Source organism: Rhodococcus sp. DK176 (assembly GCF_038447315.2).
Lineage (GTDB): Bacteria > Actinomycetota > Actinomycetes > Mycobacteriales > Mycobacteriaceae > Rhodococcus_F > Rhodococcus_F jostii_A.
In genome coordinates, this window is record NZ_CP118321.2 from 4,742,859 (window position 1) to 4,758,788 (window position 15,930).

At 66.4% G+C, this 15,930-nt stretch carries 19 protein-coding genes; 13 read left to right on the forward strand and 6 right to left on the reverse strand.

Going from position 1 to position 15,930, the window contains the following annotated elements; translation table 11 throughout:
* The first annotated feature begins 55 nt into the window (after nt 1-55).
* The 11 genes from PSR88_RS22430 to PSR88_RS22480 all read left to right on the forward strand — a co-directional run bounded on the left by PSR88_RS22430 (nt 56) and on the right by PSR88_RS22480 (nt 11,679).
* Nucleotides 56-1,030: a DUF6779 domain-containing protein gene (locus tag PSR88_RS22430; protein ID WP_192815093.1), complete on the forward strand. Its 975-nt coding sequence runs from the start codon at nt 56-58 to the stop codon at nt 1,028-1,030.
* Between the two features lie 147 nt (nt 1,031-1,177).
* A complete protein-coding gene (locus PSR88_RS22435; RefSeq protein WP_011596825.1) occupies nt 1,178-2,104 on the forward strand; it encodes a Rossmann-like and DUF2520 domain-containing protein in 927 nt (308 codons plus the stop codon).
* A gap of 5 nt (nt 2,105-2,109) precedes the next feature.
* The gene (panC, locus tag PSR88_RS22440; protein ID WP_011596826.1) at nt 2,110-3,048 is read left to right on the forward strand and encodes a pantoate--beta-alanine ligase; all 939 of its coding nucleotides are present in this window, start codon (nt 2,110-2,112) and stop codon (nt 3,046-3,048) included.
* 18 nt (nt 3,049-3,066) lie between these two features.
* On the forward strand, nt 3,067-3,513 hold the full coding sequence (panD, locus tag PSR88_RS22445; protein WP_005262154.1) for an aspartate 1-decarboxylase: 447 nt from the start codon (nt 3,067-3,069) through the stop codon (nt 3,511-3,513).
* Between the two features lie 3 nt (nt 3,514-3,516).
* Complete coding sequence (locus tag PSR88_RS22450) at nt 3,517-4,332, forward strand: type III pantothenate kinase (protein ID WP_011596827.1); 816 nt, start codon at nt 3,517-3,519, stop codon at nt 4,330-4,332.
* Between the two features lie 122 nt (nt 4,333-4,454).
* Nucleotides 4,455-4,988, forward strand: coding sequence for a cysteine dioxygenase (locus PSR88_RS22455; RefSeq protein WP_005244961.1), 534 nt, complete (start codon nt 4,455-4,457; stop codon nt 4,986-4,988).
* Nucleotides 4,985-5,407 (forward strand): rhodanese-like domain-containing protein, encoded by a 423-nt coding sequence (locus PSR88_RS22460; RefSeq protein ID WP_016884159.1) that lies wholly within the window; start codon nt 4,985-4,987, stop codon nt 5,405-5,407. Before PSR88_RS22455 ends, PSR88_RS22460 begins: the two co-directional genes overlap by 4 nt.
* 94 nt (nt 5,408-5,501) lie before the next feature.
* Nucleotides 5,502-7,013, forward strand: coding sequence for a lysine--tRNA ligase (lysS, locus tag PSR88_RS22465; protein WP_009477486.1), 1,512 nt, complete (start codon nt 5,502-5,504; stop codon nt 7,011-7,013).
* Between the two features lie 138 nt (nt 7,014-7,151).
* Complete coding sequence (locus tag PSR88_RS22470; RefSeq protein ID WP_005244957.1) at nt 7,152-7,502, forward strand: histone-like nucleoid-structuring protein Lsr2; 351 nt, start codon at nt 7,152-7,154, stop codon at nt 7,500-7,502.
* 99 nt (nt 7,503-7,601) lie between these two features.
* Nucleotides 7,602-8,537, forward strand: coding sequence for an esterase/lipase family protein (locus PSR88_RS22475; protein ID WP_011596828.1), 936 nt, complete (start codon nt 7,602-7,604; stop codon nt 8,535-8,537).
* Between the two features lie 604 nt (nt 8,538-9,141).
* Entirely contained in the window at nt 9,142-11,679 is a 2,538-nt protein-coding gene (locus PSR88_RS22480; protein ID WP_005244954.1) for an ATP-dependent Clp protease ATP-binding subunit, read from the forward strand.
* A gap of 68 nt (nt 11,680-11,747) precedes the next feature.
* On the opposite strand, the gene PSR88_RS22485 is transcribed toward PSR88_RS22480, so the two are convergent.
* Complete coding sequence (locus PSR88_RS22485; protein WP_016884158.1) at nt 11,748-12,356, reverse strand: TIGR03086 family metal-binding protein; 609 nt, start codon at nt 12,354-12,356, stop codon at nt 11,748-11,750.
* A 37-nt stretch (nt 12,357-12,393) separates the two neighbouring features.
* Here PSR88_RS22485 and PSR88_RS22490 point away from each other — a divergent pair, with 37 nt between their 5' ends.
* The gene (locus PSR88_RS22490; protein WP_029539635.1) at nt 12,394-13,344 is read left to right on the forward strand and encodes a helix-turn-helix transcriptional regulator; all 951 of its coding nucleotides are present in this window, start codon (nt 12,394-12,396) and stop codon (nt 13,342-13,344) included.
* 39 nt (nt 13,345-13,383) lie between these two features.
* On the forward strand, nt 13,384-13,821 hold the full coding sequence (locus PSR88_RS22495; protein WP_005244949.1) for an OsmC family protein: 438 nt from the start codon (nt 13,384-13,386) through the stop codon (nt 13,819-13,821).
* Nucleotides 13,822-13,831: 10 nt separating this feature from the next.
* On the opposite strand, the gene PSR88_RS22500 is transcribed toward PSR88_RS22495, so the two are convergent.
* Genes PSR88_RS22500 through PSR88_RS22520 form a run of 5 tightly spaced genes read right to left on the reverse strand, consistent with a single transcriptional unit; the run spans nt 13,832 to nt 15,806 of the window.
* Nucleotides 13,832-14,167 (reverse strand): SH3-like domain-containing protein, encoded by a 336-nt coding sequence (locus PSR88_RS22500; RefSeq protein ID WP_009477493.1) that lies wholly within the window; start codon nt 14,165-14,167, stop codon nt 13,832-13,834.
* Nucleotides 14,164-14,853 carry a thiocyanate hydrolase subunit gamma gene (scnC, locus tag PSR88_RS22505; RefSeq protein ID WP_009477494.1) on the reverse strand — a complete coding sequence of 230 codons (690 nt, stop codon included), beginning with the start codon at nt 14,851-14,853 and terminating at the stop codon, nt 14,164-14,166. The genes PSR88_RS22500 and scnC overlap by 4 nt, the downstream gene beginning before the upstream one ends.
* Entirely contained in the window at nt 14,850-15,149 is a 300-nt protein-coding gene (locus PSR88_RS22510) for an SH3-like domain-containing protein (RefSeq protein ID WP_016884156.1), read from the reverse strand. The genes scnC and PSR88_RS22510 overlap by 4 nt, the downstream gene beginning before the upstream one ends.
* Complete coding sequence (locus PSR88_RS22515) at nt 15,146-15,589, reverse strand: SH3-like domain-containing protein (protein WP_009477496.1); 444 nt, start codon at nt 15,587-15,589, stop codon at nt 15,146-15,148. The genes PSR88_RS22510 and PSR88_RS22515 overlap by 4 nt, the downstream gene beginning before the upstream one ends.
* A gap of 22 nt (nt 15,590-15,611) precedes the next feature.
* Nucleotides 15,612-15,806, reverse strand: coding sequence for a CbtB domain-containing protein (locus PSR88_RS22520; RefSeq protein WP_005244942.1), 195 nt, complete (start codon nt 15,804-15,806; stop codon nt 15,612-15,614).
* Nucleotides 15,807-15,930: the final 124 nt, after the last annotated feature.

A 15,930-nucleotide genomic window follows, 5' to 3' on the forward strand; every position in this document is an offset into this window, starting at 1 on the left:
CCGCAGGTCCGATGGAATGCGCGGCGCACCCTTCGCGGCCAAGTACCCTGGCACCATGACGAATCCTGGTCGCCTCAAGTCTGCGCGCCGCAACAGGCGCAGCGCGAGCCAGATGATCGTTGCGGGGTTGCTCGCCCTCGCGGTGATCGCGTCCCTCTTCCTGATCTTCAGCGACAGCGTCCAACTCCTGCGGGTGGGCCTGGTGGCCGCACTGTGGGCCGCCACGGTCGGTGCCATCGCCATGACGAAGTACCGGCGCGAGTCGGCGCTCGACAAGGCGAAGGTCAACGACCTGCAGACCGTCTACGAGTTGCAGCTCGAGCGGGAGATCTCGGCACGGCGCGAATACGAGCTCACCGTCGAGAAGCGGGTGCGCAGCGAGGTGCGCGCCGACGCCGAAGAACTTGCCGCGCTGCGTGCCGAACTCTCGTCGCTCCGCAAGAATCTCGAGGCCCTGTTCGACGGCGCGATGCCGACCGAACGGATCGCGCTGCGGGCGGATTCGACGCGTGTGCAGGAACTTGCAGGCGGGTCGTACAGCAGTTACCAGCCTGCTGCGTCGGGCCTGTACATCCCAGGGGCGGGACATGCCGCCGGGGCGGGGCATCAGAGTGGTTCCGCCCAGTCGTCGCACCACTTCGCGAATCCGGACGACGATCCGGTCACCGCCGAGACGTCCATCGTCGAGCCCGCCTATGCCGGACACACCGAACCCGAGATCGAGATCGAGGTCGAGCCGGAACCGGAGCCCGAGCAGGTTGCCGAGACTCGGCAGGCTCCCGAGCCGGAGCCGGTCGCGGAGGTCGAGCCCGAACCTGTCGCGAAGCCCGAGCCGGAGCCCGACTCAGAGGCAGCGGCAGGGGCAGAGGCCGAGCCCGAAGCGCGGCCGGGCCGCCGACGCGCGCCCGAGGACGACGAACCGTCGGGTGCGCACGCCAACGGGCTGTCGGTCGCCGAGATCATGGCCAACATGCAGTCGGCATCCGGGGCCGCCCAGAGCACCGGCGGCAGGCGTCGCCGGGCCGAATAAGGCCGGACGCGCCCGAGGATCAACCCGCATCGTGTGAGGCATATATCACTCTGCCTGCGCATGGCGGGCCGCGTTAGAGCCGGGCTATCCTCACCCTGGAACGTCTGGTACCCGCCGAGCGGGACTGGAACGAACGAGAGGACGAAGGTGACCTCTTTCGGGATCACTAATGGCCCTGCGCCTGCGAGGTTGACGGTAGGAATCGTCTCCGCCGGCCGGGTCGGTACAGCAATCGGTGCCGCGTTGGAGCGGGCAGGTCACGTCGTCGTCGCTTGCTCGGCCGTCTCCGACGCTTCACGTCACCGAGCCCGGACCCGGCTTCCCGAGACCGAGATTCTGCCGGTGGCAGAGGTCGCGGCCCGTTCCGAACTGCTCGTTCTCGCCGTCCCCGACGCCGAACTGCCGTCGCTGATCGCGGGGCTGGCCTCCACCCGTGCGGTGCCGAGTCGCGCGATCGTGGCCCACACGTCCGGCGCGAACGGCATCGGGATCCTCGACCCCCTTACCGAGCAGGGCGTCGTTCCGCTCGCGATTCACCCCGCGATGACGTTCACCGGGCACGACGAGGACACCGTCCGTCTCGCGTCCGCCTGTTTCGGCATCACCGCCGCCGACGATATCGGTTACGCGATCGCGCAGTCGCTGGTCCTCGAGATCGGCGGCGAGCCCGTCCGGGTCCGCGAGGACATGCGACCGCTGTACCACGCCGCTCTCGCCCACGGCAGCAACCACCTGGTGACGCTCGTCGTCGACGCCGTGGCCGCGCTGCGCGTCGCCCTCGAAGGCCAGGAACTGCTCGGCCAGGAGTTGATCGGCGACGATCCGAACGGCCTGGCCGAACGAGTTCTCCAGCCGCTACTGTCCGCGGCGCTCGACAACGCCCTGCGGCGCGGGCCGTCGGCGCTGACGGGGCCGGTCGCGCGGGGCGATTCGGAAGCGGTCGCCACGCATCTGCGGGTACTCGAAGAGGTCGATCCGCGGATCGCGGCCGGCTACCGCGCCCTGTCCCTGAGGTCGGCGCAACGCGCCGGTGCGACACCCGAACTGCTGGAAATCCTGGAAGACCGGAGGTGAGTTCCGTGAGCGATCTGCAGGGCGGATACAAGCGCGGCGAACTGACCGTGCACCACGACCCGAGCGTGCTGACCCGGGTCTCGAAGGCGCTGCGCGGTGTCGGCCGCCAGGTCGCGCTCGTGCCGACGATGGGGGCCCTCCACACGGGCCATCTGGAGCTGGTGCGGCAGGCCAAGCTCACCGGCGCGGTGGTGATCGTCTCGATCTTCGTCAACCCGTTGCAGTTCGGCGCCGGCGAAGACCTCGACGCCTACCCGCGCACCCTCGACGCCGATCTCGAACTGCTGCGGGAGGCCGGAGTCGAGCTGGCGTTCGTGCCCACCGCAGCCACCATGTACCCGGCAGGACCGCGGACCACGATCCATCCCGGACCGCTGGGCGCCGAGCTGGAAGGCGTGTCCAGGCCGACGCACTTCGCGGGCATGCTCACCGTCGTCGCCAAGCTGCTGCAGATCGCCGCGCCGAACGTCGCGTACTTCGGTGAGAAGGACTACCAGCAGCTGACGTTGATCCGGCAGATGGTGACCGACCTGAACTTCGACGTCCGGATCTTCGGCGTGCCCACGGTGCGTGAGCACGACGGACTGGCACTGTCTTCGCGCAATCGCTACCTCGACGAGGCGCAGCGCAGCGCGGCGACGGCACTGTCCGCGGCCCTGATCGCCGGCGCCCACGCCGCGGCCGGGGGCGCCGAGGCGATCCTCGCCACCGCGCGCGAGGTGCTGGCGTCCGTCCCTGAGGTGGAGGTCGACTACCTCGAGGTGCGGGGCGTCGATCTCGGCCCCGCCCCCGAGCGGGGCGACGGCAGGCTGCTCGTCGCAGCCAAGGTCGGGACCACCCGCCTGATCGACAACGTCGGTGTCGCCGTCGGCACCGGATTCCTCGAACGCGACGCCGAACCACCGTCGGACGCGTCGGCCGCAGACGAACTTCTTTCCCGCTAGAAGAGTAAGGACCGGAACATGTTTCGCACCATGATGAAGTCGAAGATCCATCGCGCCACCGTCACGCACGCCGACCTGCACTACGTGGGCTCGGTGACGGTCGACCAGGATCTGATGGACGCCGCCGACCTTCTCGAGGGCGAGCAGGTGTGCATCGTCGACATCGACAACGGCGCGCGGCTCGAAACGTATGTGATCGCCGGCGAGCGGGGAAGTGGTGTCATCGGGATCAACGGTGCGGCAGCGCATCTGGTCAAGCCCGGCGACCTCGTCATCCTCATCGCGTACGGCGTCATGAACGAGCAGGAGGTGCGCGACTACGAGCCGCGTGTCGTGTTCGTCGACGCCGCCAACTCACCGATCGAGCTCGGCGCCGACCCCGCGCACGCGCCGGAGGGCTCCGGTCTCATCACCCCGCGCATGCTGTCGACGCTCGACGCCGAGCGCGAATCCAGTTTGGTGTAACCCATGCTCCTCACCGTCGACGTCCGGAACACGAACATCGTTCTCGGACTGTTCACCGGGTCCGGCGAACACTCGAAGTTGGTGCAGGACTGGCGGATGCGCACCGACGCGAGGATGACGGCGGACGAGCTGGCCCTCATCTTCCGGGGCCTCCTCGGCGCGCACACGGATCAGATCACCGGTGTGTCCGCGCTGTCGACGGTGCCGTCGGTGCTGCGGGAGATCCGCGTGATGCTGACGCGGTACTGGGGGCACGTCCCGCACGTGCTGGTGGAACCCGGGGTGCGAACCGGTGTTCCGCTGCTCGTCGACAACCCCAAGGAGGTGGGCGCCGACCGGATCGTGAACAGTCTTGCGGCGCATCACCTCTACGACGCACCGTGCATCGTGGTCGACTTCGGGACGTCCACATGTGTCGACGTCGTGTCCGCCAAGGGCGAGTTTCTCGGCGGCGCCATCGCGCCCGGCCTCGAGATCTCCTCGGACGCACTCGCGTCGCAGTCGGCGGCGCTGCGCAAGGTCGAACTGGTGCGGCCCCGCTCCGTCGTCGGCAAGAACACCGTCGAGTGCATGCAGTCCGGTGCGGTGTTCGGTTTCGCCGGCCTCGTCGACGGGTTGGTCCGCCGCGTGCGCAAGGAACTGCCCGCCTTCTCCGGTTCCGACGTGGTGGTGATCGCGACAGGTGACCGCGCGCCGCTGATCATGCCCGAGACGGAAACCGTCGACGAGCACGAACCGGATCTCACGCTCGAAGGGCTGCGCCTGGTCTACGAGCGGAATCAGGCTCGCCGGGGTGCGCGTCGCAGCCCGCTCGAGTGACGGGTTCCCTCTTCGCGGAAGTTATGTCAGAATGGTCCCCGTGAATCTCTGCACGAGTGCTCAGGAGTGTTGTCGAGGCTGAACGCTGCCTTGACCAATTCACACTTCTGGGAGTCTCTCTCGTGCTCGCAACGTATTCTTCTGCATCTGTACCCACCCGTCTTCGCCCGGCTGACCTGCTGCGCATCACCGATCAGGGTGCATCCGAGGTCCTCGACGGCCGCCACGACGTCCTGCTGCCGCAGAGCTGGCCCACCGACGAGCGCTGGTCGACCCGGCTCTACTCGGACGACGACGTCGACGTCTGGCTGATCAGCTGGGTTCCCGACCGGAACACCGAATTGCACGACCACGCAGGCTCTTTCGGCGCGCTCACCGTTCTCAGCGGCGCACTGTCCGAGTTCCGTTGGGCGGGTGACCGACTGCGTCACCGCACTCTCGAGGCAGGCGATCAGGCCTCGTTCCCGCTCGGCTGGGTCCACGACGTGGTGCGGGCGCCGGACGCGCCCGGGGCGGAGGTGGTGACGCCGACGCTGAGCGTGCACGCCTACTCACCGCCACTATCGGCCATGTCCTATTACGAGGTCACCGACCACGGCACGCTGCGCCGTACCCGGACCGAGCTCACCGATCTCCCCGAGGGTGGTTCGAAGTGAACATCGACCAGATGCTCGAAGAGGCCCGCGCCCAGATCGACCGCATGTACGCATTCGAGCTGCCCGAGGCCGTGGCGCGTGGCGCGATCGTCGTGGACATCCGCCCGCAGGCGCAGCGGGCGATCGAGGGAACGCTCCCCGGCGCACTCGCCATCGAACGCAACGTCCTCGAGTGGCGTTGCGATCCCACCAGCTCGGCGCACCTGGCGCTCGCGGTGGACCACGACGTCGAGTGGATCATCGTCTGCTCCGAGGGCTACACGTCGAGTCTCGCCGCGGCGGCGCTGCAGCAACTGGGTCTGCACAAGGCGACCGATCTCGTCGGCGGGTACAAGGCGATCAAGGCTGCGGGGTTGCTGGGCTCGCTCATCGCCACGCAGCACTGCGTGCGGGAGCTGGCCACCGTCTCGGCTCACTAACGGCGAGCCGTCGCATGACGCCGACGGCGAGCCGTCGAGTTGGTGCTGACCTCTGAATAGGGGCACGCGCGGGCGTCGATTAGGCTGGTGACCCGTGAGTGAAGTAGCAGCCCAGCCAGTCGACGACACCCCCGAGCAGCTTCGCATCCGCCAGGAGAAGCGTGAGCGCATCCTCGCGGAGGGACGCGAGGCGTACCCGGTGTCGGTGGCGCGCACCCACTCGCTGGCGGAGATCCGGGCCAAGTACCCGGAACTCGAGCCCGACACGGCCACCGGCGACCAGGTCGGTGTCGTCGGCCGGGTGATCTTCGTGCGCAACACGGGCAAGTTGTGTTTCGCGACGCTGCAGGAAGGCGACGGCACCCAGCTGCAGGCGATGATCAGTCTCGCCGCTGTCGGTGAGGATGCTCTCGCGTTGTGGAAGGCCGATGTCGACCTCGGTGACTTCGTGTTCGTGCACGGCGAGGTGATCAGTTCCCGTCGCGGTGAGCTGAGCGTGATGGCCGATTCGTGGCAGATCGCGTCCAAGTCGCTCCGGCCCCTGCCGGTTGCGCACAAGGAGATGAACGAGGAGTCGCGGGTCCGGCAGCGTTACGCCGATCTGATCGTGCGCTCCGAGGCGCGGGAGAATGCGCGTAAGCGGGTGGCTGTCGTCCGTGAGCTCCGGAACGCGCTCGAGCTGCGCGGGTTCCTCGAGGTCGAGACGCCGATGCTGCAGACGGTGGCGGGTGGCGCCGCGGCCCGCCCGTTCATCACTCATTCCAATGCCCTGGATATCGACCTCTATCTCCGTATCGCTCCCGAACTGTTCCTGAAGCGGTGCGTCGTCGGCGGTATCGAGAAGGTCTTCGAGATCAACCGGAATTTCCGCAACGAGGGTGTCGATTCGACGCACTCGCCGGAATTCGCGATGCTCGAGACATACGAGGCGTACGGCACGTACGACGATTCCGCCGTGATGATCCGCGAACTCGTCCAGGAAGTGGCGCAGGCCGCTTTCGGTTCGCAGGTCGTCACACTCGCCGACGGCACCGAATACGACCTCAGTGGTGAATGGAAGACCCTCGAGATGTACCCGTCGCTGTCGCAGGCGATCGGTGTCGAGGTCACTCCGGATACCACCGTCGAGGAATTGCTGGCGCTCGCCGAGAAGGTGGGCCTCGAGGTCCCCAAGGACAAGGGTTACGGGCACGGGAAGCTCGTCGAGGAACTGTGGGAGCACCAGTGCGGCGACCAGCTGTTCGAGCCGACGTTCGTCCGTGATTTCCCGGTCGAGACGTCGCCGCTGACTCGTGACCACCGCAGCAAGGCCGGGGTCACCGAGAAGTGGGACCTCTACATCCGCGGGTTCGAGTTGGCCACGGGCTATTCGGAATTGGTCGATCCGGTCATCCAGCGTGAGCGGTTCGTCGATCAGGCGCGTCTCGCGTCGGCTGGTGACGACGAGGCGATGGCCCTCGACGAAGAATTCCTCGCCGCTATGGAGCAGGGAATGCCGCCGACCACCGGCACCGGAATGGGAATCGACCGTCTGCTGATGGCTTTGACGGGATTGGGAATCCGCGAAACAATCCTCTTTCCCATTGTTCGCCCTTCTTCTCGCTGATTCACCAGGGTGAATTCGCGCGGATAAATTCGATCCATTCCTCGTATTCCGAATCGGAAGAACAGGGGTATGGTTACCTCCGGGTCGTAGCTCACGTTGACGATGAGACGTCGCTTCATTCGAGAGGAATTTCATCCCATGGCTAAGAAGGTCACTGTCACCCTGATCGACGATGTCGATCAAGAGGCGTCTGCCGACGAGACGGTCGAGTTCGGCCTCGACGGTGTTCAGTACGAGATCGACCTTTCCTCGGAGAATGCGGCGAAATTGCGCGAGCAACTCGACGTGTGGGTTTCCCACGCGCGCAAGGTGAGCTCGCGCAAGCGCGGCAAGGCCGTGGCGGCTCCGGCCGCCACCAAGTCCCGAGTTTCGGTCGATCGGGAACAGAGCGCCGCTATCCGGGAATGGGCGCGCAAGAACAACAAAAAGGTTTCTGCGCGCGGACGTATCTCCGCGGAAATTATCGACGCCTACAACAAGGCGAACTGAAAGTTAGCTGGGGACAGAATTTGCTGATTCGCTCCGCGAGGTGACCTGCACTGTTACCGTCCCGCACTGATTCGTTAATCGGGAAGTCGGGGGGTAGCTGTGCGGCGCTGCGTGACCGTTTCAGGGATTCTGTTCCTGGCGTTCGTGATGTGGGCCGGGGTGGCGTCCGCGGCGCCGACCTATCCGGTGCCGGATTCGTTCCTCGCCGGCGTGCCTCTCGAATTGCGAAATCCGGGCGGTTCGGCCCCGGGTTCGAACGACTGGTCCTGCCGACCGAGTGACGCGCATCCCGAACCGGTGGTCCTCGTCCACGGCACGGGAGGCGCACGCCAGACCAACTGGGCGGTGTACGCACCGCTCATCGCCAACGAGGGCTACTGCGTGTATTCCCTCACCTACGGCAACTTCCCCGACCTGCCGTGGCCGCTCGATGCGATCGGCGGGATGACTCCCATCGACACGGGCACCGCTCAGATCGCCGTATTCGTCGATCAGGTGCTGTCGAGCACAGGCGCCTCGAAAGTCGACCTGGTGGGACATTCCCAGGGCACTCTGCAGGCGAACAACTACGTGAAGTTCTTCGGCGGAGCAGACAAGGTCGCGAAGGTCGTGTCACTGGCACCGCCGTGGCACGGCACGTACGGCACCGATCAGGTCAGCGTCGGGCGGTACATGCGGTCGCTCGGCATCGACGACGAGGTGGCGGCAGGTTTCCCCGTCTGCCGGGCCTGCCCCGAGATGCTGCAGGGTTCCGCGTTCATCGACCGCATGCGGGCGGACGGGGTCTACGTCCCCGGCGTCGAGTACACGAACATCGCCACCCGCTACGACGAACTGGTCGTCCCGTACACGAGCGGCATCGAGCCGGGCCCCGACACGACGAACATCGTCGTCCAGGACGGTTGTGAGCAGGACTACTCCGACCACGTCGCCGTCGCCGGTTCTGCGCGGGCCGCGGGATTCGTGCTGAACGCGCTGGATCCCGCGCACCCGCGCGACGTGCCCTGCCGGTTCGTCGCCCCCATCGCGGGGTAACCCTTTCTGGCCTCGTCGCCGGTTACCGGGAGAGTCCTGAGCAACCCGCTGGGTATCGCGGTCGCCGCCGGCGGAAACGTAAGGGTGGCGAACTCACAGCTCATCGACATACCCTGTCCGGACACGCAGGTCTGGCTTCCTTCGAAAAGCGGGCCGCGAACTTCGCGGGCAAGCGGTTGTCGCATTTCTGTGACACCACGGCCAGGACGTGCCCGGAGGATCCCGTCCAGGACCGTCTGGATGGGGAACAACTGGAAAGAAGTGTCCATTCGAGCCGGTCCCGGCGGCTACGACATGGTGGTCCGCATCGGCATCGCGGAACCTGTTCGCTCCAGGCGTACAGCGAAGGGGAAACGATTGCCGGAGCTGGGGCGTTAAATACGGGTAAGCAGGCCTGCACTTCCATCTAAAGGGGTGGAGGGGCAGCAGGTCGATCGGCAGCCAACTAGAGTAATAGCTGGGGTCGTGGAACCTTCGTCGGTTCGGGGCTTCGGCCCTCGCAGCAGGCGCTGGCGATCTGCTTGTAGTGCCGGAGCGAAACGCGGCGAACAGGAACGAGACACCCGGTCTCGTGACTGCACGTCGGAAAGTGTGAGGGAGAGCGATGTTCGAGAGGTTCACCGATCGCGCACGGCGCGTTGTTGTCCTGGCTCAAGAAGAAGCCAGGATGCTCAACCACAACTACATCGGTACGGAGCACATCCTGCTCGGCCTCATTCACGAGGGCGAAGGTGTCGCTGCCAAGTCGCTGGAGTCGTTGGGCATCTCCCTCGAAGGAGTGCGCAGCCAGGTCGAGGAGATCATCGGCCAGGGCCAGCAGGCCCCGTCCGGCCACATCCCCTTCACCCCGCGTGCCAAAAAAGTCCTGGAGCTCAGCCTGCGCGAGGCACTGCAGCTCGGACACAACTACATCGGTACGGAGCACATCCTGCTCGGCCTCATCCGCGAGGGTGAAGGCGTCGCGGCGCAGGTGCTGGTCAAGCTCGGTGCCGACCTCAACCGGGTGCGTCAGCAGGTCATCCAGCTGCTCTCCGGCTACCAGGGCAAGGAGCCGGCCGAGGCCGGCGGCACTCGCGGCGAGGCGGGCACCCCGTCCACGTCGCTGGTGCTCGACCAGTTCGGTCGCAACCTCACCCAGGCCGCCCTCGAAGGCAAGCTCGACCCCGTCATCGGCCGCTCGAAGGAAATCGAGCGCGTCATGCAGGTGCTGTCGCGCCGTACCAAGAACAACCCGGTCCTGATCGGCGAGCCCGGTGTCGGTAAGACCGCCGTCGTCGAGGGTCTCGCTCAGGCCATCGTCAACGGCGAGGTCCCCGAGACGCTCAAGGACAAGCAGCTGTACACGCTCGACCTCGGGTCGCTCGTGGCAGGCAGCCGCTACCGCGGTGACTTCGAAGAGCGCCTGAAGAAGGTCCTCAAGGAGATCAACACCCGCGGCGACATCATCCTGTTCATCGACGAGCTGCACACCCTCGTGGGTGCAGGCGCGGCCGAGGGCGCCATCGACGCGGCCTCGATCCTCAAGCCGAAGCTCGCCCGCGGTGAGCTGCAGACCATCGGTGCCACCACCCTCGACGAGTACCGCAAGTACATCGAGAAGGACGCCGCACTGGAGCGCCGCTTCCAGCCGGTGCAGGTCGGCGAGCCGACGGTGGAACACACCATCGAGATCCTCAAGGGTCTTCGCGACCGTTACGAGGCGCACCACCGCGTGTCCATCACGGACGGTGCACTCGTCGCCGCGGCCACCCTGGCCGATCGCTACATCAACGACCGCTTCCTGCCGGACAAGGCCATCGACCTCATCGACGAGGCCGGAGCCCGGATGCGCATCCGCCGGATGACCGCACCGCCGGACCTCCGCGAGTTCGACGACAAGATCGCCGACGCCCGCCGCGAGAAGGAGTCCGCGATCGACGCGCAGGACTTCGAGAAGGCCGCGAACCTGCGCGACAAGGAGAAGACCCTCGTCGCCCAGCGTGCGGAGCGGGAGAAGCAGTGGCGTTCCGGCGACCTGGACGTCATCGCCGAGGTCGACGACGAGCAGATCGCCGAGGTCCTGGGTAACTGGACCGGCATCCCCGTGTTCAAGCTCACCGAGGAGGAGACCACGCGTCTGCTCCGCATGGAGGAGGAGCTGCACAAGCGGATCATCGGTCAGGAAGACGCGGTCAAGGCTGTCGCCAAGGCCATCCGTCGTACCCGTGCCGGCCTGAAGGACCCGAAGCGTCCGTCCGGTTCGTTCATCTTCGCCGGCCCGTCCGGTGTCGGTAAGACCGAGCTGGCCAAGTCGCTTGCCAACTTCCTGTTCGGTGAGGACGACGCTCTCATCCAGATCGACATGGGTGAGTTCCACGACCGCTTCACCGCGTCGCGGCTGTTCGGTGCCCCTCCCGGCTACGTCGGCTACGAAGAGGGCGGCCAGCTCACCGAGAAGGTGCGCCGCAAGCCGTTCAGCGTGGTGCTGTTCGACGAGATCGAGAAGGCACACCAGGAGATCTACAACACGCTCCTGCAGGTGCTCGAGGACGGCCGTCTCACCGACGGTCAGGGCCGGACCGTGGACTTCAAGAACACGGTGCTCATCTTCACCTCGAACCTCGGTACCTCGGACATCTCCAAGGCTGTGGGTCTCGGCTTCACGTCCGGTAAGGGCGACGAGTCGAACTACGAGCGGATGAAGCTCAAGGTGCACGACGAGCTGAAGAAGCACTTCCGTCCCGAGTTCCTCAACCGCATCGACGACATCGTCGTGTTCCACCAGCTCACCACCGAGCAGATCGTTCAGATGGTGGACCTGATGGTGGCGCGTGTCGAGGTGGCCTTGAAGAACAAGGACATGACGATGGAGGTCACCGACAAGGCCAAGTCGCTGCTGGCCAAGCGTGGCTTCGATCCGGTCCTGGGTGCGCGGCCGCTGCGTCGCACCATCCAGCGCGAGATCGAGGACCAGCTGTCGGAGAAGATCCTCTTCGGCGAGGTCGGCCCCGGCCAGATCGTGTACGTCGACGTCGAGAACTGGGACGGCGAAGGCGCGGGCGAGGACGCGAAGTTCACGTTCCGCGGCGAGACGAAGCCGGTCACGGTTCCCGACGAGGTTCCGGTCGACCTGGCCAAGTCCGGCGCAGCCGACTCGGAGTAGACAGGCAGTAGTCGAACGACAACGGGCCGCCGGTGGTTTTCCACCGGCGGCCCGTTCGTGTGTGCGGGTCAGATGCTCTTGCGTCCCGACCAGTTGGCGAGTCGCTCGGTGGGTCCGGCGGCGGGGTGCGGTTCGACTACGTCCGCGAACGGCACGTGGCCGCCGCGTGTCTCCGCCGGGATCGCGTGCCGTGCGACGGCGAGCATGGCCTCGGCGAGCTCAGGGCGGGTTTCGGAGGGCTGGCCGGTGGCGACGGCCAGGTCCCAGCCGTGCACGAGAGTCTCGTTGATGTAGCCCCAGATCGCGGCCCGGCCGGGGACGGTGCCCCACGGTGCGGTCACCGTCGCGTCGAGCCGGCTGTCGTCGGCCCAGACGGGCCACATGCGGTCCGTTGCGGACCGGTAGGTGTCTGGGTAGCCATCGTCGGGGATGTCGGTGACGACGAGCGGAACGGTGCCCGGGTCGCCGCCCTCACCGATCACGTGGGCACGCTCCACGGTGGCGACGAGGTGGCCGAGCAGGGTGCGGACGTCGAAGTCGGCGCAGGGAGTGGCTGCCGTCAGCTGGTCGTCGCGGACTTTCTCGACGAGGGCGGTGGTCCAGGCGAGGGCTTCGCGGTACAGGGGCCGGGGGTCTGTCGTGTTGTTTGTCATGAGGCAACTATCGCCGTGAAACATGACATCTCCTGTCATGTATTTCTGCCAGACTTTCCGCATGCGCGCCGACCGTCTGCTCTCGCTCGTCCTCCTGCTCCGTAACCGCGGGCGTATGTCGGCGTCGGCGCTGGCCCGCGAACTCGAGGTGTCCCCGCGCACCGTGTTGCGGGACATCGACGCACTGTCGACGGCGGGAATACCGGTGTACGCCGAACGCGGTCGTGATGGCGGCTTCGAGTTGCTTCCGGGATTCACCACCGACCTCACGGGCCTGACCGTCGACGAGGCCAAGGCCCTGCTGGCGGCAGGCTCGGCGATGACGTCGGAATCGCTGGGCATGGCGCCGGCGTTCGCGTCGGCGATGCGCAAGGTGGTGGCGGCGATGCCCGACGCACACCGGGCGGCGGCGACGAAGGTGGCGGAGCGGGTGTACGTCACCCAGGGATCGTGGCTGACCGATCCGGAACCGGTGGACGATCACCTCGGGCTCATCCAGCAGGCGGTGTTCGTGGGCCGGCGGCTGAGCATCCTGTACCCGTCGCGGGGCAACGACGCGGTGTGGCGCGTCATCGACCCGCAGGGGCTCATCCACGCGGCGGGACGGTGGTATCTGGTGGCGACGGACGCCGGCCGCGACCGGACGTACCGGCTCGAGCGCATCGAGGCCGTCCGTGAACTCGACGAGCCGGCGCAGCGATCTGCCGACATCGACCTCGCCGCGATCTGGGAGCGTCGCCGTTCGGCGTTCCGGGCGCGCGGGACGCCGGTGGTCGCCGACGTTCTCGTGGACCGTGAGCGCCGCGACGACCTGGTGGAGCGTGCCTACGCCGTCCGCTCCGAGCGGTCGGTCGGCGACGACCGGGTGCGGCTGGAAGCGGTGTTCGGCGACGACTCCCACGCACGCGGGGTTCTGTGGGCGTTCGGCGAGGCCGCGGAAGTGCTGGCACCGGACGCTCTGCGGGCCGCCCTGCGTTCCCGCGCGCTGCGCATGTCCGCCCGGTACGAGTAGGTTCGACACGTAAACCGAAGAACCACGAGAGGATGTGGCATGCCGACACGTACCGCACGGACCGCTTGGAACGGATCGCTCGAACAGGGAAGCGGTCAGGTGGAACTCACCAGTTCCGGTGTCGCGACCTTCGACGTCTCGTTCCCGAAGCGGGCGGCCGAGGAGGCTGGTGGAACCACCAGCCCGGAGGAGCTGATCGCCGCGGCGCATTCCTCCTGCTATGCGATGCAGTTGTCCGCGCTCATCGCGGAGGCAGGCGGCACCCCGCAGAGCCTCGAGGTGAAGGCGGATGTCTCACTCGGACCGGACAATCCGGGTTTCAAGCTCACCGGCATCAAGCTGACGGTCCGCGGCGAGGTTGACGGTCTCGACGCCGACGGATTCGCGAAGGCCGCTCAGGCCGCGAAGGAGTCGTGCCCGGTGAGCAAGGCGCTCACCGGAGTCGAGATCACGCTGGACGCCGCACTCGAGTCCTGAGTGCAGTCGGCTACTGACGGTTGAACCGTGCGCGCACTTCCTCCATCTTCGCTTGGAGTTCGTCCGGGCTGATGACGCCCTTGTCCATCAACGCGTGAGCGGTGGCGACGACGGACCGGGAGCGGACGGGGAAGTCGCGGTAGATGGTTTCGCCCAGTTGGTCCTCGGTGTGGCGCCTGTCGAGATTGTCCCAGGCGCCACGCCAGGACAGGCATTCCGCGGTGGCTTGCATGCTCGATTCCCACGGGTCGGGCTTGCGGTCGAGGTCCGGTAGCGTGACGTCGTCGCGGGTCGTCTCCGGCGTCAGCGTGTTCAGGATGACGTCGTAGGCCTTGTCCGTCATCATCGCGCGGTTCCTCCGTTGTCCGAGGGTGGTGTGGTCGCGGTCCAGTCGACCTGCGGTACGGCGACACCGATCATGGTGTCGCGGGTGACGATCGACGCCAGTTGCTCCTCACTCCACCCGTCGGTGCCCTCGGGGCGCATCGGCATCACCATGAACCGCGATTTCTGGTTCGAATCATGCACGCGCACTTCGACATCCGGTGGGAAGTGTAAGCCGAATTCGGCGATCACCTCGCGGGGCCAGCGCACCAACCGGCGGCGATAGTTGGGGGTGCGGTACCAGTCCGGAGACATACCGAGGACGGGCCGCGGATAGCACGAACACAGCGTGCAGACGATGACGTTGTGGACTTTCGGGGTGTTCTCCAGCACGTAGAAGTACGTGTAGTCGCTCGGCGTGCCCGATCCGGTCGGGTCGCGCCAGTCGATCCCCACTTCCTTGCACGTTTCGGTGCCGTCGGCCAGCAGTCGCTTCTTGAACTCCGGGTCGACCCACGCCTTCGCGACCAATTTCGAACCACCCGACGGCCCTACCGATTCGGCCCATTCGGAGAAACGGCGGTGATCCTCGCGGGAGAACAGTCCGTGCTCGATGGACAGTTCCCGAATGGCGGTCTCCAGGATCTCGAACTCGCTGACCTCCTCCGAGGCCTGGATGGGGGCGTGATCGTCGTGCGAATGCGTCATGGGTCCGCCTCTCCTGCCGGCTCGAGCCAGCGCTCGGAGCACTCGGTTTCCAACGTGTCGATCTCGAATCCGGTGTAGCGGGGCCAGAGGTCGGTCTGCCGGAAGCGGACGACGTAGAACGGCTCGGTCCGGCCGTCCTCCACGCGTCCCCACGCCTCGTCCTCGGGAATCACCCACTCCGGGCGATGTTCGACGACCACGCCGGTGTGCCCGCGGATGAATGCCTGAGTCCGGGTGTGGAACATCGACGTCGCGTCCTTGACGGTGACCCGGTCGCCGATCTCGAACTTCGTCATGACTGGCCTCCAGTCGCGTTCCCGCCACCCGACCGGGCGCGGACCTCGTCGATCTTGGCGGACAGTTCGTCGGGCGTGATCAGGCCCTTGTTGATGAGCGTCTTGGCGGCCACCGTGATCCACCGCGCGTAGTACGGCAGCCCGAAGTAGAGCGTGGCGCCCAGGTCGTTCTCGGCGCGGCGGCGCTCCTCGGAGTTCCACACACCGCGCCACCCGAGGCATTCGCACGTGACGTATGTGCTCATCTCCCAGTCCTCTTCGACCTTCTCCTCGTACTTGACGGGAAGGGCGGCCTGGCCGCCGACGTCGTGGAGAACGTGCCGCAACGCGTCGAACGCGGAATTGGACAGGTAATACGGCGAATCCATCTCGACGTGATGGATCGGGCCGTACTCCGCGACCCTGTTCGCCTGTGCCTCGAAATCTGCTGGAGAGTTCATCGCGTGCTCCGTCGTGGTGGAACTAGTGACAGGGAACTCCCAGGAGGTGGCGGCCGTCGTGCATCAATTCGTGCAGGTACATGCCACTTCGGGAGATCGCACCCTGGTCGAATCCGACCAGGTAGAGGGTGAGCAGAGCGAGCAGGACGACTCCGACGGCGATCAACACGATTCCGAGTGACTCGACGGACTTGCTCGGTGAGGAGACGTAAACCATGGCTACTCCTGGAGGAGTTCGGATTCCACGATCTTCGGGTTCAACGATCATCGAGCCGCCGATTGTCCGGGCATCGCGACGAGCGCCCCTCACTCAGCGGCACGATCGATACGACGTTACTCTC

What these genes read in the sequence shown, in the direction of transcription:
- scnC (WP_009477494.1), bottom strand. Translation starts at nt 14,853, where the DNA reads ATGACGCATTCGCACGACGATCACGCCCCCATCCAGGCCTCGGAGGAG.
- PSR88_RS22510 (WP_016884156.1), bottom strand. Translation starts at nt 15,149, where the DNA reads ATGACGAAGTTCGAGATCGGCGACCGGGTCACCGTCAAGGACGCGACG.
- PSR88_RS22485 (WP_016884158.1), bottom strand. Translation starts at nt 12,356, where the DNA reads ATGTTTCACGGCGATAGTTGCCTCATGACAAACAACACGACAGACCCC.
- PSR88_RS22520 (WP_005244942.1), bottom strand. Translation starts at nt 15,806, where the DNA reads ATGGTTTACGTCTCCTCACCGAGCAAGTCCGTCGAGTCACTCGGAATC.
- PSR88_RS22495 (WP_005244949.1), top strand. Translation starts at nt 13,384, where the DNA reads ATGCCGACACGTACCGCACGGACCGCTTGGAACGGATCGCTCGAACAG.
- panD (WP_005262154.1), top strand. Translation starts at nt 3,067, where the DNA reads ATGTTTCGCACCATGATGAAGTCGAAGATCCATCGCGCCACCGTCACG.
- PSR88_RS22490 (WP_029539635.1), top strand. Translation starts at nt 12,394, where the DNA reads ATGCGCGCCGACCGTCTGCTCTCGCTCGTCCTCCTGCTCCGTAACCGC.
- PSR88_RS22430 (WP_192815093.1), top strand. Translation starts at nt 56, where the DNA reads ATGACGAATCCTGGTCGCCTCAAGTCTGCGCGCCGCAACAGGCGCAGC.
- PSR88_RS22480 (WP_005244954.1), top strand. Translation starts at nt 9,142, where the DNA reads ATGTTCGAGAGGTTCACCGATCGCGCACGGCGCGTTGTTGTCCTGGCT.
- PSR88_RS22450 (WP_011596827.1), top strand. Translation starts at nt 3,517, where the DNA reads ATGCTCCTCACCGTCGACGTCCGGAACACGAACATCGTTCTCGGACTG.
- PSR88_RS22470 (WP_005244957.1), top strand. Translation starts at nt 7,152, where the DNA reads ATGGCTAAGAAGGTCACTGTCACCCTGATCGACGATGTCGATCAAGAG.
- PSR88_RS22515 (WP_009477496.1), bottom strand. Translation starts at nt 15,589, where the DNA reads ATGAACTCTCCAGCAGATTTCGAGGCACAGGCGAACAGGGTCGCGGAG.
- PSR88_RS22500 (WP_009477493.1), bottom strand. Translation starts at nt 14,167, where the DNA reads ATGATGACGGACAAGGCCTACGACGTCATCCTGAACACGCTGACGCCG.